At 63.7% G+C, this 26,281-nt stretch carries 25 protein-coding genes, 1 tRNA gene and 1 pseudogene; 3 read left to right on the plus strand and 24 right to left on the minus strand.

The window, feature by feature from the left end:
• Positions 1–126: 126 nt before the first annotated feature.
• The 9 genes and pseudogenes from ISG32_RS24360 to ISG32_RS24400 form a co-directional block, all read right to left on the minus strand.
• Positions 127–360, minus strand: a pseudogene (locus ISG32_RS24360) (STY4526/YPO1902 family pathogenicity island replication protein); the annotation flags it as partial.
• Positions 361–375: 15 nt separating this feature from the next.
• Positions 376–1,968 carry a ParB family protein gene (locus tag ISG32_RS24365; protein ID WP_194773619.1) on the minus strand — a complete coding sequence of 531 codons (1,593 nt, stop codon included), beginning with the start codon at positions 1,966–1,968 and terminating at the stop codon, positions 376–378.
• A complete protein-coding gene (locus ISG32_RS24370) occupies positions 1,961–2,209 on the minus strand; it encodes a hypothetical protein (RefSeq protein ID WP_008268494.1) in 249 nt (82 codons plus the stop codon). The genes ISG32_RS24365 and ISG32_RS24370 overlap by 8 nt, the downstream gene beginning before the upstream one ends.
• On the minus strand, positions 2,193–3,068 hold the full coding sequence (locus ISG32_RS24375) for a ParA family protein (RefSeq protein ID WP_008268124.1): 876 nt from the start codon (positions 3,066–3,068) through the stop codon (positions 2,193–2,195). The genes ISG32_RS24370 and ISG32_RS24375 overlap by 17 nt, the downstream gene beginning before the upstream one ends.
• Before the next feature lie 42 nt (positions 3,069–3,110).
• Positions 3,111–3,323, minus strand: coding sequence for an AlpA family transcriptional regulator (locus ISG32_RS24380; RefSeq protein WP_014603611.1), 213 nt, complete (start codon positions 3,321–3,323; stop codon positions 3,111–3,113).
• A 118-nt stretch (positions 3,324–3,441) separates the two neighbouring features.
• Complete coding sequence (locus ISG32_RS24385; RefSeq protein ID WP_179062976.1) at positions 3,442–4,197, minus strand: hypothetical protein; 756 nt, start codon at positions 4,195–4,197, stop codon at positions 3,442–3,444.
• 564 nt (positions 4,198–4,761) lie between these two features.
• A complete protein-coding gene (locus tag ISG32_RS24390; RefSeq protein ID WP_194773620.1) occupies positions 4,762–6,690 on the minus strand; it encodes a tyrosine-type recombinase/integrase in 1,929 nt (642 codons plus the stop codon).
• Positions 6,691–6,928: 238 nt separating this feature from the next.
• Positions 6,929–7,002, minus strand: a tRNA-Gly gene (locus ISG32_RS24395).
• Positions 7,003–7,070: 68 nt separating this feature from the next.
• Complete coding sequence (locus ISG32_RS24400) at positions 7,071–8,561, minus strand: NAD-dependent succinate-semialdehyde dehydrogenase (protein ID WP_194773621.1); 1,491 nt, start codon at positions 8,559–8,561, stop codon at positions 7,071–7,073.
• 269 nt (positions 8,562–8,830) lie between these two features.
• On the opposite strand from ISG32_RS24400, the gene alaS reads away from it, so the two are divergent.
• Positions 8,831–11,455, plus strand: coding sequence for an alanine--tRNA ligase (gene alaS / locus ISG32_RS24405; RefSeq protein ID WP_194773622.1), 2,625 nt, complete (start codon positions 8,831–8,833; stop codon positions 11,453–11,455).
• Positions 11,456–11,548: 93 nt separating this feature from the next.
• Here alaS and ISG32_RS24410 read toward each other — a convergent pair whose 3' ends face one another.
• Positions 11,549–13,228 (minus strand): uracil-xanthine permease family protein, encoded by a 1,680-nt coding sequence (locus tag ISG32_RS24410; RefSeq protein WP_194773623.1) that lies wholly within the window; start codon positions 13,226–13,228, stop codon positions 11,549–11,551.
• Positions 13,229–13,586: 358 nt separating this feature from the next.
• Entirely contained in the window at positions 13,587–14,669 is a 1,083-nt protein-coding gene (locus ISG32_RS24415; protein WP_194773624.1) for a YeiH family protein, read from the minus strand.
• 204 nt (positions 14,670–14,873) lie between these two features.
• Here ISG32_RS24415 and ISG32_RS24420 point away from each other — a divergent pair, with 204 nt between their 5' ends.
• Positions 14,874–15,803 carry a LysR substrate-binding domain-containing protein gene (locus tag ISG32_RS24420; RefSeq protein ID WP_194773625.1) on the plus strand — a complete coding sequence of 310 codons (930 nt, stop codon included), beginning with the start codon at positions 14,874–14,876 and terminating at the stop codon, positions 15,801–15,803.
• A 31-nt stretch (positions 15,804–15,834) separates the two neighbouring features.
• Here ISG32_RS24420 and ISG32_RS24425 read toward each other — a convergent pair whose 3' ends face one another.
• The 6 genes from ISG32_RS24425 to ISG32_RS24445 all read right to left on the minus strand — a co-directional run bounded on the left by ISG32_RS24425 (position 15,835) and on the right by ISG32_RS24445 (position 20,942).
• Positions 15,835–16,848 carry a GGDEF domain-containing protein gene (locus ISG32_RS24425; RefSeq protein WP_194773626.1) on the minus strand — a complete coding sequence of 338 codons (1,014 nt, stop codon included), beginning with the start codon at positions 16,846–16,848 and terminating at the stop codon, positions 15,835–15,837.
• A gap of 45 nt (positions 16,849–16,893) precedes the next feature.
• Positions 16,894–17,652 (minus strand): tRNA (guanosine(46)-N7)-methyltransferase TrmB, encoded by a 759-nt coding sequence (trmB, locus tag ISG32_RS24430; RefSeq protein WP_407645092.1) that lies wholly within the window; start codon positions 17,650–17,652, stop codon positions 16,894–16,896.
• Between the two features lie 19 nt (positions 17,653–17,671).
• On the minus strand, positions 17,672–18,646 hold the full coding sequence (gluQRS, locus tag ISG32_RS24435; protein ID WP_194773628.1) for a tRNA glutamyl-Q(34) synthetase GluQRS: 975 nt from the start codon (positions 18,644–18,646) through the stop codon (positions 17,672–17,674).
• A gap of 68 nt (positions 18,647–18,714) precedes the next feature.
• Positions 18,715–19,170 carry an NAD(P)/FAD-dependent oxidoreductase gene (locus ISG32_RS27850; RefSeq protein ID WP_323745989.1) on the minus strand — a complete coding sequence of 152 codons (456 nt, stop codon included), beginning with the start codon at positions 19,168–19,170 and terminating at the stop codon, positions 18,715–18,717.
• Positions 19,170–19,838, minus strand: a complete 669-nt coding sequence (locus ISG32_RS27855; protein ID WP_323745990.1) for an FAD-dependent oxidoreductase — start codon at positions 19,836–19,838, stop codon at positions 19,170–19,172. The genes ISG32_RS27850 and ISG32_RS27855 overlap by 1 nt, the downstream gene beginning before the upstream one ends.
• Before the next feature lie 159 nt (positions 19,839–19,997).
• Complete coding sequence (locus tag ISG32_RS24445) at positions 19,998–20,942, minus strand: LysR family transcriptional regulator (protein ID WP_194773629.1); 945 nt, start codon at positions 20,940–20,942, stop codon at positions 19,998–20,000.
• Positions 20,943–21,072: 130 nt separating this feature from the next.
• Here ISG32_RS24445 and ISG32_RS24450 point away from each other — a divergent pair, with 130 nt between their 5' ends.
• Positions 21,073–21,774, plus strand: coding sequence for a pirin family protein (locus ISG32_RS24450; RefSeq protein ID WP_194773630.1), 702 nt, complete (start codon positions 21,073–21,075; stop codon positions 21,772–21,774).
• A 155-nt stretch (positions 21,775–21,929) separates the two neighbouring features.
• On the opposite strand, the gene ISG32_RS24455 is transcribed toward ISG32_RS24450, so the two are convergent.
• The 7 genes from ISG32_RS24455 to ISG32_RS24485 all read right to left on the minus strand — a co-directional run bounded on the left by ISG32_RS24455 (position 21,930) and on the right by ISG32_RS24485 (position 26,253).
• A complete protein-coding gene (locus ISG32_RS24455) occupies positions 21,930–22,676 on the minus strand; it encodes an arginyltransferase (RefSeq protein WP_194773631.1) in 747 nt (248 codons plus the stop codon).
• On the minus strand, positions 22,673–23,425 hold the full coding sequence (aat, locus tag ISG32_RS24460) for a leucyl/phenylalanyl-tRNA--protein transferase (protein ID WP_194773632.1): 753 nt from the start codon (positions 23,423–23,425) through the stop codon (positions 22,673–22,675). The genes ISG32_RS24455 and aat overlap by 4 nt, the downstream gene beginning before the upstream one ends.
• 111 nt (positions 23,426–23,536) lie before the next feature.
• The gene (locus ISG32_RS24465; protein ID WP_194773633.1) at positions 23,537–23,875 is read right to left on the minus strand and encodes a YggL 50S ribosome-binding family protein; all 339 of its coding nucleotides are present in this window, start codon (positions 23,873–23,875) and stop codon (positions 23,537–23,539) included.
• 63 nt (positions 23,876–23,938) lie between these two features.
• The gene (locus ISG32_RS24470; RefSeq protein WP_194773634.1) at positions 23,939–24,409 is read right to left on the minus strand and encodes an SRPBCC family protein; all 471 of its coding nucleotides are present in this window, start codon (positions 24,407–24,409) and stop codon (positions 23,939–23,941) included.
• 6 nt (positions 24,410–24,415) lie between these two features.
• Positions 24,416–24,799, minus strand: a complete 384-nt coding sequence (locus tag ISG32_RS24475) for a polyhydroxyalkanoate granule-associated phasin (protein WP_194773635.1) — start codon at positions 24,797–24,799, stop codon at positions 24,416–24,418.
• A 174-nt stretch (positions 24,800–24,973) separates the two neighbouring features.
• Positions 24,974–25,585 carry a molybdopterin-dependent oxidoreductase gene (locus ISG32_RS24480; protein ID WP_194773636.1) on the minus strand — a complete coding sequence of 204 codons (612 nt, stop codon included), beginning with the start codon at positions 25,583–25,585 and terminating at the stop codon, positions 24,974–24,976.
• A gap of 11 nt (positions 25,586–25,596) precedes the next feature.
• Positions 25,597–26,253 carry a class I SAM-dependent methyltransferase gene (locus tag ISG32_RS24485; protein ID WP_194773637.1) on the minus strand — a complete coding sequence of 219 codons (657 nt, stop codon included), beginning with the start codon at positions 26,251–26,253 and terminating at the stop codon, positions 25,597–25,599.
• Positions 26,254–26,281: the final 28 nt, after the last annotated feature.

The raw sequence follows: 26,281 nt of genomic DNA on the forward strand, positions 1-26,281 counted from the left end.
GAGGCCACCATACCCGTTTACAAAGCGAACAGGAAAGTCAATGAAATCAACGGTCTACCCAGACCACCCCCGCGCCAGTGCTAGCTTTGCGTACCGTCACTTATTGCACTGAAAACGAGGAGACCCCTTCTCCACGTCCTGCGCCTGCTGGAGCAGCCGCCGCAGCACTTCGCGGTTGACCGTCACTGAGCACCAGGAGACGTTGGCGTTGGCCAGCACGCTGATCAGCGCGGGATGCTTGAGGGCGTCCAGCTCTGCCTCGCCAAACCCCATCAGCTTGCAGCGGCGCAGTTGCCCATTGCGCAGGTCATAGAGGGCCTGGGCGATGACAGCCTGGTTGAGTGGGTGTGCTGTGGACATGCTGGCCTCCCTCGCTTAGGTTCCAGAGTCCGCAGCGCCGGCTTCGAGATCGAGCAGGCGGCGGGCCAGTCGCAGCAGGCGGAACAGCTTGACCAGCGCGGTGTCGCTCAATCTTCGGGTTACGTCGCCCTGGCCGTACAGCAGCGCCGGCAGGTCGATGACGACTTGCCCGTTGTCCAGACCGACGTCGGCGGGCTGCTGACCGGCCAGGCAAGCCAACAGCGTATGGACGGCACGGCCCTTTGGCGCCAGGCTTGAGGTATGGGCACGGCAGGCGAAGCCGATACCGTCTGGGCGGTCATCGATGCACTCGCCCAGGTCTGCCTCGACCGCAATCTCGCGGGCGAACTGCGCGACGTGGATGCGCAGGTGCTCGGGTGTGTCCAGGCCGGGGGCGATGTACCAGACATCCGAGATCGGATAGAGCCCGCCAGCCTGCACCGGGATGGACTGCAAGACGTTCGCCGAGAAGTCGCGCGGCAGTGCATCGCCCAACTGGTCGGCGACCATGCGCTGGATGGACTCAAGCCGTTCGGTTGTCGGCGCCGGGGAGACGATGTGCTCTTGAAGCAGGCTGCCATCCGTGTCGCTTTTGCCCGTTGATGGCGTTGCCGCAGGCTTCGCGGCGGGTGGCGCGGTATCGACAGGTGGGCGCGCGATGGCCTCTGGCTCTGGCAAGGCAGGCGGTGTCGAGGGCGGCGTCGGCTCGCTGACCAAGGCACGCTGGCGGCTCTCGGATTCGGTCATGTCCAGAGCGAGCACGTCGTAATCGACGTCCAGCAATTCGGCCATCTGGCCGATCAGTTCGTCCTGTACGCGCTGCGTAGAGAACTCGTCGGCCTGGACATCGAATTGCGACAGCACTTCCTGAAAGAACTCGTCGAAGTCCTGAACCAGTGAGCGGCCTTTGGCGTAATGCTCCCAGGTGCGCTCGCAGGCCTTGCGCATGACCGACAACCGCTCGACCTGGTGACGCCCCAGGCCGGCGTAGAGCACGGTCGGGATTGCGGGCAGCAGGTAGCGTACGGCGTCGGCCATCCGGCTGATGTGCGATTGCTGCACGGGGTATCCGTCGGCGGCCAGGCGGCGAGCCAGCTCGGACTGGCTCAGGGTGGAGCGGATTTCCAGTTCGTAGAACTCGCGCGCTTTCTCGACGCCCAAAGCGCGCTCGATGAAGGTGAGGCCACCGCGCAGTTCGTTTTCCGCAAGATGCCCGGTGAGCGCGACGATCTCGCCACGCTCGGGCCATGGGCGGAACAGGCATGAGACCCGAAAAAAACGTTCGTCCCTGGTCTCCGACCAGAGTTCGCGCAGGATTGCCAGTCGCGTGTTGCCGCCATTGCGGATGATGTAGTGATCGTCGCCGGGCCGCCGGGTGATGGCCGGAGCCGCGTCCAGGCCACGCTCGCGGATGGATGCCTTGATTTCCTCGTACACCGGATTGCGCTTCTTGCGCGGGTCGTGGTCGTAGGGGCGCAACTGGTCGAGCGTCACGATCATGGGCGTGTCGGCGATCGGGTCGCTCAAGGTCGTTGCTGACGGGCCGCTGCGCTCGAACCCGGACGCGAGCAGTTTGCCGGCCATCTGCTGGGAGGTGATCTCAGTCATGGCCGCCCCCCTGCGCTAGGGATCGGGTCTCGCGCTCGGCGCGACGGATCTGCGCACGGGCGTTGAGGGCTGCCCGGTGATCGCTGGCCGTCGAGCTGGTGTAGATCGCGGCGCAGCCTGCCTTGGTGAACTTGAGGTGACCGCCCGCCGTGCGCTTTACGTGCCAGCCTTCGCCGACGGCGAACTCGATCAGAGCGCGCAGCCGGCTGTGGCCTCGGGCCAGTTCATGTGCGTTGGCCATGGGGCCTCCTGGTATCAAGAGGCTGTGGCGGACGGCCGGACACTGCGGCAAATCGATCCTGCCACTGCGGGAGCAATTCGCCAGCAAGATCGCGCATGGTGGCGAGCGCGGCGGGAGCGACTCTGCCCACTGGCTGGCGGTACTCGACCCGATGCACCGGTAGGCCGCGCGTCGCGGCACGCGGATAAGCCTCAATGGCCGGCACGTCGGTGGCCAACACGCCGATGTCGGTATGGTCTTGAAACAGATCGCGCAGCGCCTGCTGGATCAGCCGGGCGTTGGCGGACACCGGATGGACGCGGTTGATGAGCAGGTGCAGCGGCGGCGGCTCGATGCCCAGCTGCCGGTACGGCGCAATGTCCGCGAGCAACTGCATGGTGCCGCGCCGCAGCTCGCGGGCGGCGAGGATTTCCGGAGTCACGGGCGACAGCGCGAGGTCGGAGGCCAGCACCGCCATCTCCAGCAGTACCGAGCGCGCGCCCTGGGTGTCGATCAGCACCAGGTCGTAGAGGGGTTTGAGCGCCGGAAGCAGATGCCGCAGCCGCAGGCGCCCGTCTGGCGCGTGCAGCAGCAAGGTGTTCAGTTCGCCTCGGTGGTCGTTGGAGAGCACCAAGTCCAGGCCCGTGATGATCGTGCGGGACACAAGCTGGTCGAGGTCGCGCTCGTTGAAGGCCAGCAATTCATAGATGCCGCCCGGCGCGCGGTGAGCCAGCTCGTAGTAGGAGGACAAGGTGGGCTGCACATCGAGATCGAGCAGCAGCACGCGCAGCCCGGCGTCCGCAGCGAGACCACCCAGGTTTGCAGCCGTGGTGGTCTTGCCGACCCCACCTTTGGTTGAAATGATGGATACGACCTGCATGGCGTTCTCCGTATGAGGATGGAAAGTCCGCGGGAGGACGGGTCAGGCCCGGTTGTTGACGCGCTCGTCGATCCACTGATCGATTTCGATGGAATCCCAGCCCACGGCGCGCACGCCCAGACGCAGCGCCTGCGGGAACTGGCGTTTCTTCATCAGGTTGTAGATGTGGGCGCGCTTGAAACCGGATTTCGCTTCGACTTCTTCCAGGCGCAGGATGCGGCGCTCGTTTGGCTGCAGTACAGGTGTTTGCGACATGGCGGTCACTCCTGAACGCTCAGTGGCGTTTGTTGGCGTGACCTCTATTCAATAGACACGGCTGCGAAAAGACATTGCAAATGCAATCTCCGCTACTGCACATACAAGCTGGCAAATCTCAGCGGGAGGCGCTACGCAACCGGCGCCTGGCGGTGGCGAACTTGCCGTTCAATGTCCGCTCCGCGATACCCATGGCGCCGCTGTGATGGGCGACCAGCGCGCTGACCACGGCCTCCTGCGTCTTGAAGCTGGAGTACGGCGTGCCCGATGGCGACTGGCCGAGCATCAGCTCTAACAGGCCGCCAACGATGTTCAGGTAGGTGGCCTCGGCCCGATCACTGATCGGACACTGCGCGCATGCCGGAATCACCGTGGACTGCTTGAGCAGCGCGTCATGCTTGTCCTGCAACTCGCGAAGCTGACGTTTGGTCTGTTCCAGGGCGGATTTCAAAGCCTGGCGTTCGACCAGCATGGCTTGCCCTGTTTCTAGGGAGATGAATGGATGGATGATGCGCTCGCTGCGGGAGAAGAGAAAGCCGGGCCGCTGCTCGGGGTAGTGCTTGCGCATCCAGCACTTCAGATCGACATGGCGTACCGTCAGATCAGGCGATTCGATCAACGCGGTGTCGCGTGTCGTGATGCCATGCTGCCCGAAGGGCAGTTCCCCGTTGAGGATGCCGTCATAGATGCGGTCGGTGTACAGCCGCAGTTCGCCCAAACGCGGGCAGTCCAGCGACTGCGGCAGATTCATCGGCGACGAGACCGAAGCCAGGATCACCTGCTCGTATCGCAGCAGTCCGGCCCAGCGGATGGACGCTTCGAGCGGGCGGTAGAACACCTTTGATGTTGGTGCATCATTTTTGTTCTCGTGCATGCTCCGTCTCCTTCCAGGAGAAGAACTACAGGGCCGACTGCTTTTGCAGCCGTTCTCATGGTCGGCCTGTTGTCCGCGCAAGACGCGAGTGATGACGCCCGCTTTTGATGACTTCTGATCAGTTCGCGCAACGAGTAGGCGTTGTGTGCTCGATGTGCAAAAATCCATCGGGCACAAGAAAACCGAGCGTCTGTCGCGGCTCGACAGTGACGCTTGCGCTATCAGGATCGTGAGAAGTGGCTGCTCTCGCAAAACCGTATCGGTATGGTCTGATGCGCCAGCGGTTTCAAAAAGCGGCGAGCGCTCGGAATCTATTGCTCGGGGCTTGAGATTGGCAACGAAAATCCGCTGGTGTCATATCCGATCGAGATACTGATATAGCGAGATAGCATTACCGAGAAGTCGCCTATGGTGACTGCCGAGCGCTGATTCGACGCTAAACGCTGCCTGCCAAAACGTGGAAATTGCGAGTTGGCCGCGCAGAAGACGGATGGGCGGCCATGCGAAGCGATCGACGTTCCGTCCTTTGACCTTGACCGGACGGTGCTGCCGCCCCGCCTCAGCTCAACGGGCGACGGGATCTTCGGGCATATCAACCAACATTGCCGTTTTTACCAGGCGCTCTACAGTCTGCCTGGCCAGCACCGGAGACGCCTCCGATTGCTCTGCAAGCTCATCGGTTTCTATGGCATGTGCGGCGACCAGTCGAGCTGCAAGATGCTGGTTTGTCGGATCGACGGCCTCGATGACTGGACACTTGCCCAGGGCATCGTATGGCCGTAGCAGTGCGTGATAGATGTGCCAGGTGTCGATACCGCGCGGCACCAGCTTCAGGACAGCCTGAATCAGCTTGCGCTTGATGGGGTCGAGTTGCCAGTCCGGGACGCGCTGCCCACGGTGACCCAGATGGATCGACAGGAGATTGCCGGCCTGAATCTCGTAAGTGATCCAGCGGCGGGACTTGCCAACCAGCTTGGCGTAATCGGCCACCGACAGGTTGTGGGATGCCTCGAACATCTCCAGCAATTGCAAGCGCTCGCGCTGCACCTCTGACAGCGTGGGTCGCGCGTACTCGGGCAGATGCACCGCCGAAAGTCGATAGACGGAAGCTGGAACCGCTGGTGCATCGGGTGCAGGCGCAACGATCAACTGAGGGGAGTTTGGATTCAGGGCGGGCGGCTGCGCTGCCGCCTGTCCGGCAATTGTGGGCAGGCCCTGCAACGTGATGGTCAAGTGCGTGCTGGCAACTTCGACCTGATTCTGCTCGAACAAGTCCAGCCGGTCGGCCCAGTCCTGCATCATGACGCGGCGCTGCTCGACGTACTCGGCGTGGTTGTAGGTCGCGCTGATCCGATCCGGATCGGCATGCGAAAGTTGGGCGTCTACCCACTTGGGCGGATACCCCAATTCATTGAGCGCAGTCGAGATGGTGGCGCGAACGCCGTGCCCAGTGAGCCGGTCTTCATAGCCCATGCGTTTGAGCGCGCCGTTGAACGTGTTCTCGCTGAGAGGGTTTTTCAGGCACCAATCACCGGGGATGAGATACACCTGCGCTGGCTTCAGATTTCCCAGCAGATGACGAACGACTTCTTGTGCCTGCAACGACAGTGGCACGATGTACGGTGGGATGTCGGCGAAACGCTGGCGCTTCTTCTTGGTGAGCTGCTTGCGTTGCTTGAGCCTGACAACCGGGATGATCCACAGACCGCGCTCCAGATCGAACTGATCGGGCGTGGCGTAGCGCAATTCACCGGTTCTCACACCCGTGAGCAGCAGCAGACGTAGGCCCAATTGCGTATTCAGGCGACCGCTGTACTTGCGCAACGTCTGCAGCATTGCCGGCAGCTCGGGCATGCGCAGAAAGGGGTTGTTCTCCACCGGCGGCAGCGGCATCGCCACCACATCCAGATCCTTGGCCGGGTTGTCGCCCATGTTGGGCACCACCACCGAGGCGTAGGTGAATAGCTGGCTGAACCAGGTGCGCAGCTTCTCGGCTACCGACAGCGAGCCACGTTTTTCGACTCTGCCGATGATGTCCAGCAGATGGGCGCGAGTGACGTCGTAGATGGTCAGGTGGCGCAATACGGGAAACACATCCTTGGCGAAGACGCGCCCGATCTGCTTGGGCGTGCTCTGGCGGCCCTCATTTTCCAGAGAGAGGCTGCGGTGGGCCAGCCATTTGTCGTAGATGGCCTGGAAGGTGTGCTCGCCCGCCAGGACGATGGCGTGGCGCTTGCGCTTGCGCTCCGAATGCGGGTTGATGCCCTTGACCAGCATGGCCCGGGCCTCGTCGCGCAGATTGCGAGCGTCTTTCAGGGAAAGCGCCGGATAGCCGCCAAAGGTGATGCGCTCACGCTTGCCCAGCCAGGAATAGCGGAAGTGCCATACCTTGCTGCCGATGGCGGAGACGTAGAGGTAAAGGCCGTCGAAATCGGCAAGCGAGTACGGCTTGCCGGTGGCCTTGGCTTGCCGAGCCATGAGGTCCGAGAGCATATGTCCAACTCCAGAAGGCGAGTTGAATGCAATCGTTCTCTTCTAGCGCCAGCTCCTCCAGCAACAATGCGGATTGGGAACCTCGCACATTGTTTGGGCCACTTTTTGTACCAGTTTGGGCCGGTTGTCAGTGGTTCTCGCTGGATGTCAGTGGATCGATGTTTGGTGAAAATCATCAATCATGACAACGACTTGCGGCGTTCCCTGGCGTTCGGTGGAAGTCCCTGGAAAGTCGAAGTGGAGCGGGTGATGGGAATCGAACCCACGTTATTTGCTTGGGAAGCAAGAGTCCTACCATTGAACGACACCCGCGAAGCCTTTTATTCTAGCGCACCGCCTGCGGTTTACTGAGACTGGCGGTGGGCTTTTTCGTGCAGGGCTTACTTCATCACATCGCCAATGCACAGGTACTTGATTTCCACGTAGTCGTCCATGCCATGGTGCGAGCCCTCGCGGCCGATGCCGGATTGCTTGACGCCGCCGAAGGGCACGTGTTCGGTCGCGAGAATGCCGACGTTGACGCCGACCATGCCGTACTCCAGCGCTTCACCCACGCGGAAGATGCGGCCCACGTCGCGGGTGTAGAAATAGCTGGCAAGGCCGAATTCGGTGGCGTTGGCTGCGGCGATGGCTTCCTGTTCGGTCTTGAACTTGAAGACCGGGGCGAGGGGGCCGAAGGTCTCCTGCGTGGCGCAGAGCATGTCGGCCGATGCGTTGGCGAGCACGGTGGGTTCGAAGAACTGGCCCGAGCCCAGCGTCTTGAGCTGATGGCCGCCGGTGACGATGCGGCCGCCCTTGGCGACGGCGTCGTCCACATGGCGCTGGACCTTGGCGATGGCCGCGTCCTCGATCAGCGGGCCCTGGTTCACTCCGTCCTCGAAGCCGTTGCCGACCTTGGCTGCCTTGACCTTGGCTGCGAACTTGGTGACGAAGTCGTCGTATACGCCTTCCTGCACGTAGAAGCGGTTGGTGCAGACGCAGGTCTGGCCCGCGTTGCGGTACTTGCTGGCGAAGGCGCCTTCGACGGCGGAGTCGATGTCGGCATCGTCGAACACGATGAACGGGGCGTTGCCGCCCAGCTCGAGGGAGAGCTTCTTGACCGTGGGCGCGCTCTGCGCCATCAGGATGCGGCCGACTTCAGTGGAGCCGGTGAAGGAGATGTGGCGCACCACGTCGCTCGCGCAGAGCACCTTGCCGACGGCGATGGAGTTGTCTGCATCGGCGGTGATCATGTTGATCACGCCAGCGGGGATGCCCGCGCGGATCGCGAGTTCGACGGCGGCCAGCGCGGTGAGCGGCGTGAGCTCCGCCGGCTTGATGATCACCGGGCAGCCTGCGGCCAGCGCCGGTGCGACCTTGCGGGTGATCATCGCGAGCGGGAAATTCCATGGCGTGATGGCCGCGCAGACGCCGATCGGCGCCTTCATCACCATGAGGCGGCGGTTGTTGTCGAACTGCGGCAGCATCTCGCCGTTCACGCGCTTGGCTTCTTCGGCAAACCATTCGACGAAGCTCGCGCCATAGGCCACTTCACCCTTGGCCTCGGGCAGGGGCTTGCCTTGCTCGGCGGTCATGATGCGGCCGAGATCGTCCTGATTGGCCATCAGCAGATCGAACCACTTGCGCAGAATGATGCTGCGCTCCTTGGCCGTCAGCGCACGCCATTGCGGCCAGGCCTTGTTGGCGGCGGCGATGGCGGTCTCGGCATCCTTGGCGCCAAGATTCGCCACATCGGCGAGATGCGCGCCGGTGGCCGGATCGGTCACCGCAAAGCGGGATTTGCCAGCGACCCACTTGCCGTCGATCAACGCGTCCGTTTTGAGCAGGCTGGGGTCCTTGAGGCTGGCCAGCGGCGATGTCTTCATGTCCATGTCGTGTCTCCTTGGAAGTGTGGGATGGCTGCGCGCGCTGGAAAACAAGAATCAAGTCAAGACTGGCGATGCAATTCAGCCGCGCTTTGGAAATGGTTTGAATTTCTTTTAACGAGACAAATTATTCCATAAAACAAAAAATCATTCGACTGAGTGCATGTGCCGCCGCCAAACCCACGGGCGACGACAAACCTATAATGCTGGGTTCACTACTGAGGCCGCCATCCGACGAGTTTTCCGCGAGGCGCGCCCGGAACCCAAGACACACCATGAGCCAACCCACTTTTTCAGTCGCAGACATTCGCAAGACTTTCCTGGACTTCTTCGCATCCAAGGGTCACACCGTGGTGGCGTCCAGCTCGCTGGTGCCGGGCAACGACCCGACGCTGATGTTCACCAATTCCGGCATGGTCCAGTTCAAGGACGTGTTCCTCGGTGAGGACAAGCGCCCCTACAACCGCGCCACGTCCGTCCAGGCCTGCCTGCGCGCCGGCGGCAAGCACAACGATCTGGAGAATGTGGGTTACACCGCGCGTCACCACACGTTCTTTGAAATGCTGGGCAACTGGTCGTTCGGCGATTACTTCAAGCAGGAGTCCATCGAGTGGGGCTGGGAACTGCTGACCAAGGTGTTCGGCCTGCCCGCTGAAAAGCTGCTGGCCACCGTCTATGAAGAGGACGACGAGGCCTTCGACATCTGGACCAAGGTCATCGGCCTGCCGCCCGAGCGCGTGATCCGCATCGGCGACAACAAGGGCGGCCGCTACAAGAGCGACAACTTCTGGATGATGGCCGACACCGGCCCATGCGGTCCTTGCTCTGAAATCTTCTACGACCACGGCGCGCACATCGCCGGTGGCCCTCCAGGCTCGCCCGACGAAGACGGCGACCGCTTCATCGAGATCTGGAACCACGTGTTCATGCAGTTCGACATGAAGGAAGACGGCTCCATCGTCAAGCTGCCCGCACCGTGCGTGGACACCGGCATGGGCCTCGAGCGTCTGGCCGCCATCCTGCAGCACGTGCACAGCAACTACGAAATCGACCTGTTCCAGGCGCTCATCAAGGCCGCAGGCCGCGAGACGAACACGGCCGATCTGAACAACCCGTCGCTCAAGGTGATCGCCGACCACATCCGCGCGACCTCGTTCCTGGTGGCCGACGGCGTGATTCCTTCCAACGAAGGCCGTGGCTACGTGCAGCGCCGCATCATCCGCCGCGCGATCCGCCATGGCTACAAGCTGGGCCAGAAGACACCGTTCTTCCACAAGCTGGTGCAGGAGCTCGTGGTGCAGATGGGCGACGCGTACCCCAAGCTCAAGGAGCAGGAAGCGCACATCACCAGCGTGCTCAAGGCCGAGGAAGAGCGCTTCTTCGAGACGCTGGCCAACGGCATGGAAATCCTCGACAACGCGCTCGCCGGTGGCGTCAAGGTGCTGCCGGGTGACGTGGCCTTCAAGCTGCACGACACCTATGGTTTCCCGCTCGACCTGTCGAACGACGTGGCGCGCGAGCGCGGCGTGACGGTGGACGAGGCTGGCTTCAACGCCGCCATGGAACACCAGAAGAGCACTGCCCGCGCGGCAGGCAAGTTCAAGATGGATCGCGCTCTGGAATACACGGGCGATGCCAACACCTTCACCGGCTACGACAAGCTGGCCGAGCCCGCCAAGGTCGTCGCGCTGTACCGCGAAGGCGAGAGCGTGAACGAGCTCAAGGTCGGCGAGAGCGGCGTGGTCGTGCTCGACACGACGCCGTTCTATGCGGAATCCGGCGGCCAGGTCGGCGACCAGGGCAAGATCACCGTGGGCACGGCCGTGTTCAAGGTGGAAGACACCTTGAAGATCAAGGCCGACGTGTTCGGCCACCACGGCATGCTCGAGTCGGGTTCGCTCAAGGTGGGCGATGCGGCTGTGGCGGAAGTGGATACCGAAGTCCGCGCCGCGACCATGCGCAACCACTCGGTCACCCACATCATGCACAAGGCCCTGCGCGAAGTGCTGGGCGCGCATGTGCAGCAGAAGGGCTCGCTGGTCAATGCCGACCGCACGCGTTTCGACTTCGCGCACAACGCGCCCGTCACGGCCGAGCAGATCCGCGAGATCGAGGCCCGCGTGAACAAGGAGATCCTCGCCAACAGCGACACGCAGGCGCGCGTCATGGACATCGAAAGCGCCCAGAAGACCGGCGCGATGATGCTGTTCGGCGAGAAGTACGGCGAGACCGTGCGCGTGCTCGACATCGGCAGCAGTCGCGAACTCTGCGGCGGCACGCACGTGCACCGCACCGGCGACATCGGCCTGTTCAAGATGGTCGGTGAATCCGGTGTGGCCGCAGGCGTGCGCCGCGTGGAAGCCGTGACCGGCGCCAATGCGCTGGCCTATCTGCAGTCGCTGGAAGACACCGTGACCGAAGCCGCCGCGACGCTCAAGACCCCGACCTCGGAGCTCAATCACCGCATCGGCAGCGCGCTCGAGCAGATCAAGGCGCTCGAAAAGGAAGTCGCCGCGCTCAAGGGCAAGCTCGCTTCCAGCCAGGGCGATGAACTGGTGACGCAGGCCGTGGACGTCAAGGGCATCAAGGTGCTCGCCGCCAAGCTCGAAGGCGCCGACGCCAAGACCCTGCGCGACACCATGGACAAGCTGAAAGACAAGCTTGGCGCAGCCGCCATCGTGCTGGCCGCCGTCGACGGCGACAAGGTCCAGCTCGCAGCAGGCGTGACCAAGGCCGAAACCGCCAAGGTCAAGGCCGGTGAACTCGTCAACTTCGTCGCCCAGCAAGTCGGCGGCAAGGGCGGCGGCAAGCCCGACATGGCCATGGCCGGCGGCACGGACGCCTCCGGCGTGGCTGCCGCGCTGGCGTCGGTGCAGGCCTGGGTGGCTGAGCGGGTGTAATCACCGTTCGCTTCTGGCCTTCGCGGCTCGCAGCGATGTTCAAAAAAATGCCTGATTTCGATCAGGCATTTTTTTGTCTGCGTTCTTTGAGCGTTAATGCTCGAAATGCAGCTTGAGCACCGATGAGTTGGCATCCGCACCCGCAGCCGTCTGCACGCGGTCGGCCAGATGGGTGAGCAGCAGGCCCGACACATTGTCCAGTGCGGCGAGCAGTGCGGACTCGTCGCCGTCGAGCAGGTCCTGTCCATGCTGCAGCGGCGTGCCTGCGGGGCCGCCGATCTTCAGCGGTGCGCCGCTGTGCAGCAGTTCCAGGTCGAGGTTGAATTCGTCAAAGCTGCCGCGGATGCCCTCTGGCTTGCGTGTACCTGAACCTTGAATGGCTTCCGCAGCCTCCAGCGCGGCCATGGCGGCGCGTTGCACCACCTTGCGGCGCACACCCCAGGCGGCGCCTTGGGTTTCGACGAAGTTGATGATGTCGTTGTGCAGGTCGGCGGGGTTGAGCGTCTGCTGCGCGCGCTGCGCGGTTCCGAGGCGAAACAGCAGGTTGAGCACAATGACCACGAGGCCCGCCATCACGAAGCCGCTGCCGATGAGAAAGCGCCAGCTGGCAGGTACGTCCTGCGTCATCTGCGGCATCAGCATGATCGAGAGACCCGTGCAGATGGCAAGGCCCACGGTGAAGATGCCACGGCTGTCCATGGCGCGGGACGCGATCAGCTCGAAACCCGAGACGATGAGGAAGCACGCGGCGTAGAGCTCGACTGCGCCGAGCACGGGTTCGGGAATCAGCGTCAGCGCGAGCGTCACCTGCGGCAGGAACGCCGCGAGCGCGAGGATGGCGGCGGTCACCAGACCGATTCGGCGCGCGGTCGAGCGCGTGGCGTGCGCCAGCGCGATGTTGGTCGAGCAGGTGCAGGTGGGGAAGCCGCCCAGCATGCCGCTGATGATGTCCCCGATGCCGTTGGCCTTGATGCCGCCGCCCACGGCCTTCATGTTGGCGCGCTTCCAGTCGGCGTCGTCCATTTTGTCGAGCATGGTGACGCTGCCCAGATTGTCGAGCTGCGTGAGGATGGCGATGAGGCCGATGGCGATGACCATCGCGAAGTCGATCTGAAAGACGGGCGCGTGCACCGTGGGCAAGGCGACCAGCGGCGTTGTGGCGAGCGCATCGAGCCCGTCAAGTCTGCCGAGCATGGCCGCGACGATGATGCCCGCCACGATGCCCGCGAGCAGACTCAGCAGGCGCAGGCGCTTTCCGGCCCAGACGGACAGCACGATGATGCAACCCAGCGTCACGCCCGAGATGGCGACGCTGCCGAGGTTGATCTTCCATTGGTGGTCGAGGCCGAGCGTGTGCCGCATCGCGGACTCGACGAGCGCCATGCCGCCCATGCAGATCACGGTGCCCACCACGGCGGGTGGGAACAGCGGGCGCATGCGCGTCATGAGCGGCCCGGCGGCGAGCGCGACGAGACCGTAGACCAGCGCGATCACCGCCATCGCTCCGGGGCCGTGCGCAGCGACCATGGCCGAGACGAACGTGATCATGAACGGGTTGGGCATGTGCACCAGCAGCGTGCCGCTGCCGAAACGCCCGCCCCAGGCCTGCAGCGCGGTGCAGATCGCCATGCCGATGAGCGTCATCGTCACCATCGACTGCATGCCGTAGCGGTCGAGCCCCGCTATCTTCGCGGCCGCGAGCACATAGGTGATGAAGGCCATCGCCGTGGTCGCGTGCTGTGCGCCCAGCACCAGCAATGGCCCGAGGGGCACTTTGTCATCAGCGGCGTAAATCAGATCCGGCGGGCGGCGGCGAAGAGGCGAGGGAGGGAGGCTGAACCGGAACATGGGGCGCGCGTGGCGAGGCAGACAGAAGTCAACGATTGTCCGATGCGCGAGGCCTGCGGGCATGCGCGTTTGTCCTGACGGATTGGAGTGAACTTTCTTCGCGCAAATGTTACCCGGCTGAACTGCCGGAGCGAGCGCCACTCGCTGAAAACGCGCTGCCTGTGACGGACGAAAAAAAGCCTCCCGATTTGCATCAGGAGGCGATGAAAGCTGGGCAATCTGCATTGCCCGGCGCCATTTTGGTTTTCCTTTTCCTAACCTTCTTTTTTCTTTTTCAGTCCCCTTACGCCCCCAGCAGCAGTCGGCTGAGCAGACCGCCACCAATCACGAGCCACACTGCAAGGATGGCAGCCAGCAGCAGCGGCTTCACACCGGCCTTCTTGATCGAGCTGACATGCGTCGTCAGACCCAGACCCGCCATGGCCATGGCCAGCAGCACGTTGGCGGCCGTGTTCACATTGGAGACCAGTTCCTTGGGCAGCAGGTTCAGCGAGTTGAACAGCACCACGGCCACGAAACCGAATGCGAACCAGGGCAGGGTCATCTTGGTCTTCTTGCCATCCGCGCCGACCTGTGCGTTTTCCGTACGGGCCAGATATGCCGAGAGAATCACGAGGAACGGAGCCAACATCATCACGCGCACCATCTTGGAGACCAGAGCGGTGGCCGCCGCTTCGAGGCCCATGTTGCGACCAGCGGCCACCACCTGGGCGACTTCGTGCACGGTCGCGCCGGTGTAGATGCCGAATTCAGTGCCGCCACCAGGAATGAAGCCGGCCGTCAGATTCCACTGGTAGAGCATGGGGTAGAGGAACATGCAAATCGTGCCGAACACCACCACGGTGGCGACCGCGACGGTCACCTGGTCAGCGCGCGCCTTCACGACGGGCTCCGCGCCCAGCACGGCGGCCGCGCCGCAGATCGAGGTGCCTGCACCGATCAGCATGACTTGCTTGCGGTCCATGCCCATCCACTTGTGGCCGATCAGCATGGCCAGAATGAACGTGGCGCCAACGATGATGGCGTCCAGCGTCACGCCGGCAACGCCGACGTGCGCGATGTCGGTCGTGGTCAGGCGAAAACCGTAGAGCACGATGCCCAGGCGCAGCAGTGTCTGCTTGGTGAAGCCGATGCCCGTGCTGGTCGCCGGTGCAATGCTGCCATACACCGTGTTGCCGATGAACATGCCGATGAGGATGGAGAGAGTCAGCGCGCTCAGTCCGTTGGAGGCGAACCATTCGAATGCGCCAAGGTAGGCGGACACGCCGGCAATCACGCCGCAAAGCAGAATGCCCGGCAGGCGTTTGAACCAGATGGAGCCTGATGGTGGGGGAGCGTGGTGGGTAGCGGTCTTTGCGGTGGACATGGGAGTCTCTTCCTCGTTCTAATTTTGGTTAGAAGCTTTTTTGCTTCATTGGAACGAAATGTCTCAAAAACCTCATAAGCAATCCAACAGATTGTTTTTCTATAATCAATCAATGAATTCGCTTAATAACCAAAACTTCTATTAAAATCAATAGCAAACGATGACCTGCCAGTCGGGTCAAGCATGGGTTTGAAGGAAATTCCAATGGACGTGTTGCGCCTGACATTGAGGCAATTGCAGATTTTCATGGCCGTCGCGCGCACCGGCAGCACGGCCAGCGCGGCCGAGGCGATTGCGCTGTCACAGTCGGCTACCAGCTCGGCGATCAACGAGCTGGAGCGGCTGCTGTCGCTGCGCCTGTTCGACCGCACGGGCCGCCGCCTGCTGCTCAACGACAACGGCCGCGCCTTGCTGCCGCGCGCGCAGGCGCTGCTGGAAGGCGCGGTGGACGTCGAGCGCATGGGCCTCGCGCCTGAGGAGCAACTGCAGATGCTGCGCATCGGCGCGAGCACCACGCTTGGCAATCACGTGCTGCCACGCCTTCTGGCCGAATACCTGGGCGACCGCCACGCCAAGGCGGCTTCGTGGCATGCGCGCCTTGCCGTCAACAACAGCGCCGAGATCTGCGCGCGCGTGGCGGCGTTCGAGCTCGACATCGGTCTGATCGAAGGGCCGTCACACGAACCGGCGCTGGAGGTGAATCCCTGGCTGCGCGATGAACTGGTGCTGGTGGCCTCGCCATCGCATGCGCTCGCGGAGGCGGCCAGAGCATCCGGCAAGCCGCTGTCCATCGACGAGCTGCGCCGTGCCGTGTGGCTGGTGCGCGAGCAGGGCTCGGGCACGCGCGAGGCGTCAGACGCGGCGGTGCTGCCGCATCTGGGAGGCTACCAGCGCAGCATTGAACTGGGCAGTTCCGAGGCGATCCGCAGCGCGGCCGCACTGGGCCTGGGCATCGCCAGCCTGTCGCGTTTCGTGATCGATGACTACGTGCGCGATGGTCGCCTGATCGTGCTCGATTCGGCGATGCCGCATACCGACCGCCAGTGCTACTGGGTGGTGCACCGGGACAAGCATTTCACGCCCGCGCTCAAGGCGTTCGTGGCGCTGCTGGAGAGTTCGGCTAAGGTGGCTTGAGCCCGCGGTGCGACGCCAGCTCCCGCGGGGTTCAGAACAGCTCGATCTCGCCGTGCGCGATCTGCGTCTTGACCTCGCCGCGTGAGAGCATCAGGTCGTAGTAGCGCACCTGGTTGCGGCCATTTTCCTTGGCGTAGTAGAGGGCCTGATCGGCGCGGCCGAGCACTTCGACCGGGGCGCCGTCCATGGTGGAGGTGAAGCCGATGCTCACCGTGATGCCGCCGATCTGCGGGAACATGTGTTCCTCGACGGTGGAGCGAAAACGCTCGAAGGCCTGCGCCGCGTGCTCGAGCGTGGCTGAGCGCAGCAGCACCACGAATTCCTCGCCGCCGAAGCGGAATACCCGGTCCTGCGCGCGGAACGACGAGCGCAGCAGGTTGGCCACGAGGATCAGCACCTCGTCACCATAGAGGTGTCCGTAGACGTCATTGACCTGCTTGAAGTGGTCGATGTCAATCACGGCCAGCCATTGCTGGGGCGTGTCGGCTCCGGGCTCGAGCGGGCCGAAGTCTGAATTCGGTGCGGTGATGCGCGCGAAATGCTCTTCGAAGGTCTTGCGGTTGAGCAGGCCGGTGAGGGCGTCGCGCTCGCTGTAGTCGAGCAGGCTCTGGTAGTTCTGGTAGACCTGAAACACGCCCATGATGACGTCACGCTGGCGGCGCGTGAAGGGTTTGGTCTGGGTGATCTCAAGGCAGCCGTAGGCCTTTTCCTCGATCCACACCGGCAGCCAGAGCGTGTGGCTGTGGGGGGCGCTGCGCAGGGCCGCCTCGCAGTGCTCCCTGAGGCACTCGGTGAGCTCGGGCATGTTGGCGAGAATGCCGCGGGCCGGGTCGGCCGGGGCCTCGCACTCCGAGGAGATCACCTCGCCGCGATGGCTCCAGCTGCGGGGGCGCACCATCACCTGCGAGTCGCTGAAGAAGAACTCCAGCGCGCGCACTTCCATGCTCTTGCCCAGTTGCAGCAACGTGGTGAGCACCGATGCCTCCAGACGCAAGTGGTCCCGGTGTCCGGTCATCTCCACAAGGTGTTGAAGTATGGGTGTCATCGCTGACTGTTCCTGGGTTTCTTCCATGGCATTTCCGACGAAGGTTCAGCGCCTTTTGAAGACGAGATCCCACACACCGTGACCGAGGCGCAGGCCACGGTTTTCAAACTTGGTGAGTGGACGGTAGGCGGGCTGCGGTGCGTAGCCCTCGGCGCTGTTGAGCAGATGCGGATCGGCGCTCAGCACCTCGAGAATCTGTTCGGCATAGGGCTCCCAGTCGGTCGCGCAGTGGAGGTAACCACCGGGCTTGAGACGGGAGGCAAGCTTGGCCACGAGCGGCGGCTGGATCAGGCGGCGCTTGTGGTGGCGCTTCTTGTGCCATGGATCGGGAAAGAAGATGTGCACGCCATCGAGCGAGCCCTCGGGCAGCATGTTGTCGATCACCTCGACGGCGTCGTGCTGCAGGATGCGGATATTCTCGATCTGGCCTTCGCCCACGCGCTTGAGCAGCGCGCCGACGCCGGGCGCGTGGACTTCGCAGCACAGGAAGTTGTCTTCGGGGCGCACCTGGGCGATGTGCGCGGTGGCGTCTCCCATGCCGAAGCCGATCTCGAGGATCAGCGGCGCAGCGCGGCCGAAGGCCGCCGTGGCGTCGAGCGGGGCGGGCGCGTAGTCGAGCACGAAGCGCGGACCCAGCGTCTCAAGCGCCTTGGCCTGGCCCGTGGTCACGCGGCCGGCGCGCAGCACGTAGCTTTTGATGGCCTTGGGGTGGGCGACGTCGGCGGGAGCCGCAGTTGCGCCTTGCTGGCTCGATGCAGCGTCCGGGTTCGCGTCAGATGCGATAGGAGAAGTAATTGTTGTCACAGGAATAGATTGTAATTTCTTAATTGAGTCTGTAGGGCCAGGCATTCACCCAAAAAGCGAGAGCTTCCGCGATCGTGCCCTGACGTTGAGCGTCGCTCACGGGCAGGGCCAGCGCGGCGGCGGCATCGCACAGGGCGAGCAGCGGTCTGGCGCTGTCGATGGGCGGTGCGCCGTGTTGCTTGGAGAGTTTTTCACCGTCGGCGGCACGCACCAGAGGGGTGTGCAGATAGCGGGGGCTGCTGAACCCCAAAGTGGCCTGCAGCATGATCTGGCGGGCCGTATTGTCGGTCAAATCCTCACCCCGAACGACGTGGGTGACGCCTTGATCTGCATCGTCTGCCACCACCGCCATCTGATAGGCCCAGATGCCGTCGGCACGCAGCAGCACGAAGTCGCCGACGGTGGCCGCCACATCCTGAATCTGAGGCCCCAGTCTGCGGTCGTGCCACTTCACGCCCGCACTTGAGAGGGTGATGGAGCCCTCGTTGCGCACCTCGGTGGCTGACGATTGTTGACGCCGCACGGTGTGAAAACGCCACGAACGGGCGGGGCGTCCCTGCAGTCCATCTCGGCAGATGCCGGGGTAGACCTGTTCGGTGTGGCGTTCGTGCGTGTGCCCCTCGGCTTGCAGTGCCTGCGCGATGTCGCGCCGGGTGCAGGCGCACGGGAACGCCCAGCGTGCGGTCAGCAGCTGGTCGAGCAGTGCCTGATAGCGCGCGGTGCGCTGGGTTTGGTGGACGGGCGGTTCATCCGCATGCAGTTGGCAAGCGGCGAGCTGGGAAAGAATCTCGGCCGACGCGGCCTCGGAGCACCGCGGCTGATCCACATCCTCGATGCGCACCAGCCAGCGGCCACCGGCGGCGCGGGCGTCCAGCCAGCTGGCGAGCGCCGCGACCAGCGAGCCCGCGTGCAGCGGGCCGGTGGGCGAGGGCGCAAATCTTCCCGTGTACTGACCTGCCCACTGGCTGTCCGTCAACGCTGCTTCTTCTGTCATCTGCCGTCTGTTCCTTGGGGATCCTTCGCACGATCAGTTCTCGTGCGAAAGGTCTCAGAACGGCGATTTTACGAAAAAGCCTTGTTGGAATGAGCGACATCAATGGCGGCGAGCGCCAATTCGAGCCCGGAGATGAAGGCGTCCTCGAGCCGGTGGCCCAGACACCAGTCGCCACAGAGGCCGAGCTGGGCGTCGTCGTCCCACAGCGCTGATTGACCGAGCGGCATCATGGTGCGCGCGTGCGTCCAGCGGCGGATCTCGATCTGGCTGGGCGTTGCGCGTATGCCGGTCACTTCCGAGAACGCGCGCAGCAGCTTGGCCTGCACGCGAGCGGGGTCGTCTTTCAGATGCTCGAGCGACCACTGCGGGCTGGCCTGCACCGTCCAGCGTTCGACCTGCGAGCGAGCGGGCTTGGAGGATTCACGCGCCAGCCAGGCGATGCGGTGGTGGGTGCTGCGCGCCGCATTCCACTGCGGGCCGAGCGTGGTGAGGCCGGGGCGCACGGCTTGAGGAAAGCCGATCATCAGCGTCCAGCAGGGCGCGGTTCGACCTTGGCGAGCTCTTCTTCCCAAAGGGTCCGGTGTTCGCCCTGAATGGCCTGAGCGAGCGGCGCCGGCACGGCCAGCAGCACGGTGTCGAAGCCGGCGTGCACGCTGTTGCCGCCGTCGGGCAGCTGCGCGCGCAGCTGCCATTGTTCGGGAGAGACCACATCGCGCTCGATGGCGGAGATGGTGGTGTTGGTGACCAGGCGGCCCTTGTCGATGATTGGCTGTGCCCAGGTCTTGACGAGGGCATCCATCGCGGGAGTGGCGACCCAGTGGCGCTCGCCCGGTGGCGGTGCGGCGGCGACCACGCGGCCGGCCTCATCGAGCACGCGCACCGTGTTCACGCTCCAGGCGCGGCACAGGCCGGGAACCGTATCAAGCGCCTTCTGGAAACGCGCGTCGCGCACGGTGAAATACTGCGCACCCACGTCATAGGTGCCGCACACCGAATGCACGACCGAGGTGCGCCCCGAGGCTTCCGGCTGCTTCTCGAAAACCGTCACGTCATGGCCCGCCTGCATCAGCGTGCGCGCACAGGTGATGCCGGCCATGCCGGCGCCGATCACGGCGATTCGCTTGGGCTTGGAGCGGATGCCTCCATAGGGGCGGTGTTCGGGCTCGGAATTCCTGGAAGTAGTGTCTAGCATGACGGACCCAGTCTAAAAAAGTGGATGCAGCCCAAAGGAGTCATCGGGAGTCCACGGAGATCGTCACGGCGGCGCGCCCGAAAATCCCGAATGTGTCTTCCTTCGCGATGCGGCTTTGACACTCTACACGGCTTATGACTCCAATTGGCCGCGACCGGCTCAGAAGTGATGGTGGTTTTCCAGTAAGGAGCGTTGCGTGGCCTCGCTCTTGAGTTGCTTGAGCCACCATTGCAGGGCCTGGCCGGGCGACTTCTGCATGCTGCGGCCCCAGACATAGCTCAACCGCACCGTGCGCTGCGGGCGCTGCACGGCCTTCACGACGAGGTGACCGGCGTTGACATAGGAGCGCACCATGGGCTCGGGCAGAAACCCGGCGCCCATGCCGCGCAACTGGGCCTGGATCTTGGCGCTCATCGAGTCCACCGTCAGCACGTCCTGACCGGGAAGAATGCCCATCGTCACGTTCGAGCGGCTGGCGGAATCGGCCACGGCGATCATCCGGTGCTCGCGCAGCGTGGCGTCGCTCAGCGGCTCGGGCAGGTTGGCCAGCGGGTGATGCGGTGCGACCACGAACACGAACTTGAGCGAACCCAGCGGCGCGCTCTGCAGCCCCGCGATGCTCGGCGTGTCGACGGCCACTCCAATGGCGATGTCGGCACGGCCCGAGGTCAGGCACTCCAGCGTGCCGCTGAGAATGCCGTCGGTGAGCTTGAGCCGCGTCGGCGGCGTCGGCTTGATGTCGTAGAACGACTGCGCGAGCTCCAGCATCGTGGGCGTGGAGATGATCTGGTCCACGCTCAGCGTGAGCTGGGGTTCCCAGCCGGTCGCGACGCGGCGCACATGGTTGGCCACCGAATCCACGTCTTCGAGCAGACGCGCCCCTTCGCGCAGCAGTTCCGCTCCGGCCTCGGTCGGGTGGGCCTGGCGCGAACTCCGGTCAAACAGCAGCACGTCCAGTGCGTCCTCGATCTGGCGCACGCGGTAGGTGAGCGCGCTCGGCACCAGCTGCAACTCGCGCGCGGCGGCCGCAAAGCTGCCCGTGTCCGCTATCAACTGCAGCATGGTGAGATTTTCCGGTGTCAGTACATCGCGTGCGTTTTGCATGGTGGCGCCACTTTACTTCAATTCATTTGAACGATGCCTTCAACCGGCTTGAGACACGCGGCAGCACGCCCCATCTACAGTACATACATCGGGTTCGACGAAGCCCGCAACCCACACGAAGGAGCTTTTTATGTTGACCATTCGCCATTCTGATGACCGCGGCCTTGCTGACCATGGCTGGCTCAAGTCGCGTCACAGCTTTTCGTTCGCAGATTACTATGATCCACGCCACATGGGCTGGGGCAATCTGCGTGTGATCAACGAAGACCGCATCGCCCCCGGCACCGGCTTCGGCACCCACGGTCACCGTGACATGGAAATCATCAGCTACGTGCTTTCGGGCAACTTGGCACACAAGGACAGCATGGGCAACGTCAAGGGCATCCCGCCCGGAGACGTGCAGCGCATGAGCGCCGGCACCGGCGTGCGCCACAGCGAGTTCAACCATGCCGAAGGCGAGACCACGCACTTCCTGCAGATCTGGATCGAGCCCAACGAGACCGGCGTGCCTCCGAGCTACGAGCAGATCACGGTCCCCGACGACCAGAAGCAGGGCCGCCTGCGTCTGGTGGCCGCGCCCGGCGGCGATGAAGGCGTCGTGAACATCCACGCCGATGCACGCCTGTATGCAGGCCTGTTCAACGGCGCGGAACAGGCCGACCTGAAGATCGACCCGACCCGCAAGGCCTATGTGCATCTGGTCAAGGGGGAACTCAAGGTCAACGGCCAATCGCTCAAGACCGGCGATGCCGCGCTGATCAAGGACGAGGCCGACATCAAGCTCACCGACGGCAAGGACGCCGAGGTGCTGGTGTTCGATCTGCAGGCTTGATCCGACGCCATAGGAGCGTGTTTGCGATCTCGGCCCCCGCACGGGCCGGATGCAACGCTCAGTTGAACGAGGTAGAGAAAAGAGAGAAGACGCCCTCGCATGCTGGGATGCGAGGGCGTCTTTTCATGCGTCAAGGCGAACCTGACTCGTCGCTCTCACTTGGCGGCTGCGCCGCGCTGCCACTGTCCCTGCACCAGCCGCTCGTTCGGCTCGAAGCGGGCCTTGTAGTTCATCTTGGGGCTTTGCTCGATCCAGTAGCCGAGGTAGACGAAGGGCAGTCCAAGGGAGCGGGCCTGCTGGATCTGCCACTGCACGTTGTAGGTGCCGTAGCTGGTCTTGTCCTCGGGCTCGTAGAACGTGTAGACGGCGGAGATGCCGTCGTCGAGCACGTCGAGAATCGACACCATCTTGAGCGCTCCGGGCGTGCCGTCCGCGTGCGTCTCGCGGAACTCCACCAGGCGTGAGTTGACGCGGCTTTGCAGCAGGAACTGGGTGTACTGGTCGATGCTGTCGTGATCCATGCCGCCGCCTGCATGGCGCGCGTTCTGGTAGCGCAGGTAGAGCTGGTAATGCTCGGGCAGATAGCACAGGCGCAGCACGCGGGCCTGCAGATGGGAGTGCTGGGAAAAGGCGCGGCGCTGGCTGCGGTCGGGTTTGAATTCGTTGACCAGCACGCGCAGCGGCACGCAGGCCTGACAGCCGTCGCAGTAGGGACGGTAGGTGAACATGCCGCTGCGGCGGAAACCGCGTGCGACGAGGTCGGAATAGACGTTGTTGTGGATCAGGTGACTGGGCGTGGCAACCTGGGAACGCGCCAGCCGGCCCGGCAGGTAGCTGCAGGTGTAGGGGGCTGTCGCATAAAACTGCAGCGATTGCAGTGGCAGGTCGTTGAGCTGGGTCACACGGAAGATGGCGAAGACAACAATGAATCCCAGTATACGGGCTTGAAAGTCCAGTCGAGCTCATCGTTGGCACGGGCTTCGTGAACCTTGGTCAGAAACTGCGCGCGCGAGACTTCGCGGCCACCCAGCGATGCGAGGTGCGCGGTGTTCTGCTGGCAGTCGATCATCTCGACGCCCTGCGTGCGGCACAGGCCCACCAGCGCGGACAGGGCGACCTTGGAGGCGTCGGTCGCATGCGCGAACATCGATTCTCCGAACACCGCGCGGCCGATGGCGATGCAGTAGAGCCCGCCCACGAGCTTGCCGTCCACCCAGGTTTCCACGCTGTGGGCGGTGCCCGCCGCATGCAGCTGTTCGTAGGCTTCGATCATCGCGGGCACGATCCAGGTGCCGCTCTGCCCGGAGCGCGGCGAGGACGAGCAGGCGTTGATGACCGCGCTGAAATCGCTGTCGATGCGCACCTCGCACGAGGGCAGGGTGCGAAAGCGCTTGATCGTCTTGCGCAGCGAGTTGTGCAGTTTGAATTCCGCCGGGTACAGCACCATGCGCGGATCGGGGCTCCACCAGAGAATCGGCTGCCCCTGGCTGAACCACGGAAAGATGCCGTTGGCGTACGCCGCCTTCAGGCGCCAGACATCCAGGGTCGCCCCCGCCGCCAGCAGCCCCGGCGCGGGAGAGTCATGGCCCCAGCTGTCGTCGACGCAGGGAAAGGGTTCATCGGGATCGAGCCAGGTCAGCGATGGAGTCATGGATGAATGCAGCACGGTATCGAGGGATATCGTATTGCATTGTGGGCCCCATGGCAGACCGCCCGCTGAATTTCTCCAGCGGGCGGTCTCGTCACGCGTGCAGGCCGGTGATCAATCCTGGACGTACCAGGCGTCCTTCAACTCGCTCACGCGAACCGGCGCGTCCTTGAACTGCGCCTTGAGCCACTTTTCGACGACCTGGCGGTCTTCTTCGGTGGCGGAGCCGCGCGGGTAGGCCGTCACGAAGCCTTCGCTGAGCCAGCCGCCGAGCATCAGGCTGCGGGGCACGACGACCTCGGTGAGGAACTGGTCCATCAGCGCTTCCTGCGCATCGGGGGAGAGCTTGTCCTTGAGTTCGACTTCGTATTCGAAGCCCAGCTCCTGGAACTCTGCGATGTGCATCTTCTTGCGTTGGCGGCGGCTGCGTTGCTTGTTGGGTGGCAGGGACATGATGTGTGCATTGCGCGCCGCTTGGGGAGCGGCGCGGTGTTTGATGGATGAAAGTACGCCACTTTATTGCAAATGCAAAGGCGCAGCCTTGAAGTCGGGTGCCTTGTCGGCCACGACATTGAGCTTGACGCCGAACTCCAGCCATGCCTTGCATGCGGCGATCACCAGATTGAAGCCCTCCGTCTGGTCGAGCACCTGGCGGTACTGCTCCTGCGGCGAGCCCTCGAAACCCGAGGCGGTGATGGCCACGAAGGTGGTGCCGTCGGCCCGCTCCTCGAAGTCCCACTGAGCCCGGGCGGGCCATTCGATGACGAGGCGCCGGTTGGTGTCCAGCGTCACGACCCGCACCTTGGCGCTCACGCCGTAGTGCTCCCAATGCCAGGTGACTGTGGCGCCCTGGTTGAGCGCGCCACTCGCCCGGTCGAACCAGAATTGCGTGGTGACGCGGGGATCGACGAACGCGTTGAACACCTCGGCAACGGGCCGGCGGATCAGCATCGTGATCTTGGCGGTGGGCGCGGGAGTGCCGAGCATGCGCGATCAGAGCAGCTTGGTGCGGGACAGCCGCTTGGAGTTCTGAACCGCCTTGCGATGGATCGGCGCGACGGACTTCGCGCTGATGCGCTCCAGCGTCTTCGGCATGCGCGACAGCTGACCGGAGAGCGCCATGGGGCCGCGCATCCACGACCAGAACAGCGACTGCTGCATCTTGCCCATCTCCATGCACAGGGTCCACCACGACTGCGCGAAGGCAATCTGCTTCTCGGCCACCATGCCGGTGAATTCCTTCTGGTCGCGTTTGGAAAGATGGGTGGGGGAAGACAGCGCCATGCGGGTGACGCGGTGGGCGATGACCTGCGGCGCGGCGACGCTCAGCTCCGCCAACTGGCGGCCGGTGGATCGGGTTCTCGAGGGGCGGGACATGTAATGAAAACTCCTTGCGCATCGAGGCGTGCATCACGCTCTCGATGAGAGATCACGCTGGGAAGAATCAGCCGATCCATTCTGACGATTCCATATGACACGCGCCAGTGGGCCGCTTGTAGGAGGAGGGGACGAAATGCGCCGCGCCTTCGCGCTCCACCAGATTGGGCGCGTTCACCCTGCCGACACATCGACGTGATACGTCCCCCACGGACACAGCGCAAAGCGCTCCTTGAGGGACTTGCTCGCCATGTCAGGAAAACGATCGGCTTCGTAGACCGACCACAGCGGGCCGATGCCGCCCAGGGCGAGCGGCGCATCGTCGATGTGGGTGGCGATGATGAAGCGGCGACTCGTGATTTCCGCGGCGGAGATGGCCACGCCGTAGCCATCGATGGCGCGCACCAGAAAGGACAAGTTGGCGGCCCACGTGACGCCCGCGGCCTTCATCACGTCGCTGAACAGCGGGCCTTTGAGCGCATGCTTTTTCGCGTCGTATTCGAGCGTGGGATGGATGGTGACGGACGGGAGCGCCGTGATGGCGTCGTAGTCAAAGGCGTGGGCCTTGTCAAAGCGCACCTGGTGCTTGCCCATGAGCTGATCGAGCTGCGGATCGAACGCTTGCCGATTGCCCGTGCCGATGCGGCCGCTCACCGTGAGCAGCACGGGGCCTTTGGCGGCCTTGGGGGCGTGCTGGGCCTGAGCGGCAAGGGCGCTCGCGCCAAGGCCAAGAGCCGCGCTGCGGGCGGCCAGCTTCATGAAGTCGCGTTTGGGATGGTTGTGCATGGTGATTGTCTTCAAGCCAGACGGTAGCTCAGCGCCCAGAAATAGGGCCATTCGCGGACTTCGATCTCGCTTGCGTGCGGGGCCACCGCTTCGCGCAATTGCTGTTCCGTCGGGAAGTTCTTGAGCACGCGGTGAGTGCTGCCATCCTTGAGCGACCGGGACTGGTAGCTGTTGCCGTCCACGTCGGTGCCGGAGATCGGCGTGCTGCTGCCTTCGACATAACGGTTGTCGATCAGCACCACGCGGGCTCCAGGCCGGAGGGTTTTGTGCAGGCCGCGCAGAAACTCCTGTTGGCGAGCGATCGGCACGTGCGACCACCAGAAGCCCGCAAAGGCGGCGTCGTGGCGCTCGACGGGCGAGGGAAGCTGGTAGGCGTCGCCGACGGTGAATTGCACCTGCGCGAGCGGTACGCGGGCGCGGGCGATCTCCAGTGTTTCGACAGCCGCGTCGATGCCCAGCACCTGCTGGCAATGCGGGGCGTAGAACTGGGTCCAGTAGCCGGTGCCGCAGGCGATTTCGAGGACGGAGCCTGTGCCGATCCGCGTTGGAAGCCAGGCCTTCATGGCGCGCAGATCGTCCTGACGTTCGGGTTTCAGATAGATGCTGTCGTATTCCCGTGCGCGGGCGGCGTAGTAGCCAGGAAGGGATTCAGGCAGGGCGTCTTGCATGAGTCGCCATTGTGGGACGCATGCAAGA

The organism is Diaphorobacter caeni (assembly GCF_015354245.1).
In the GTDB taxonomy this organism is placed as follows: Bacteria; Pseudomonadota; Gammaproteobacteria; order Burkholderiales; family Burkholderiaceae_C; genus Diaphorobacter_A; species Diaphorobacter_A caeni.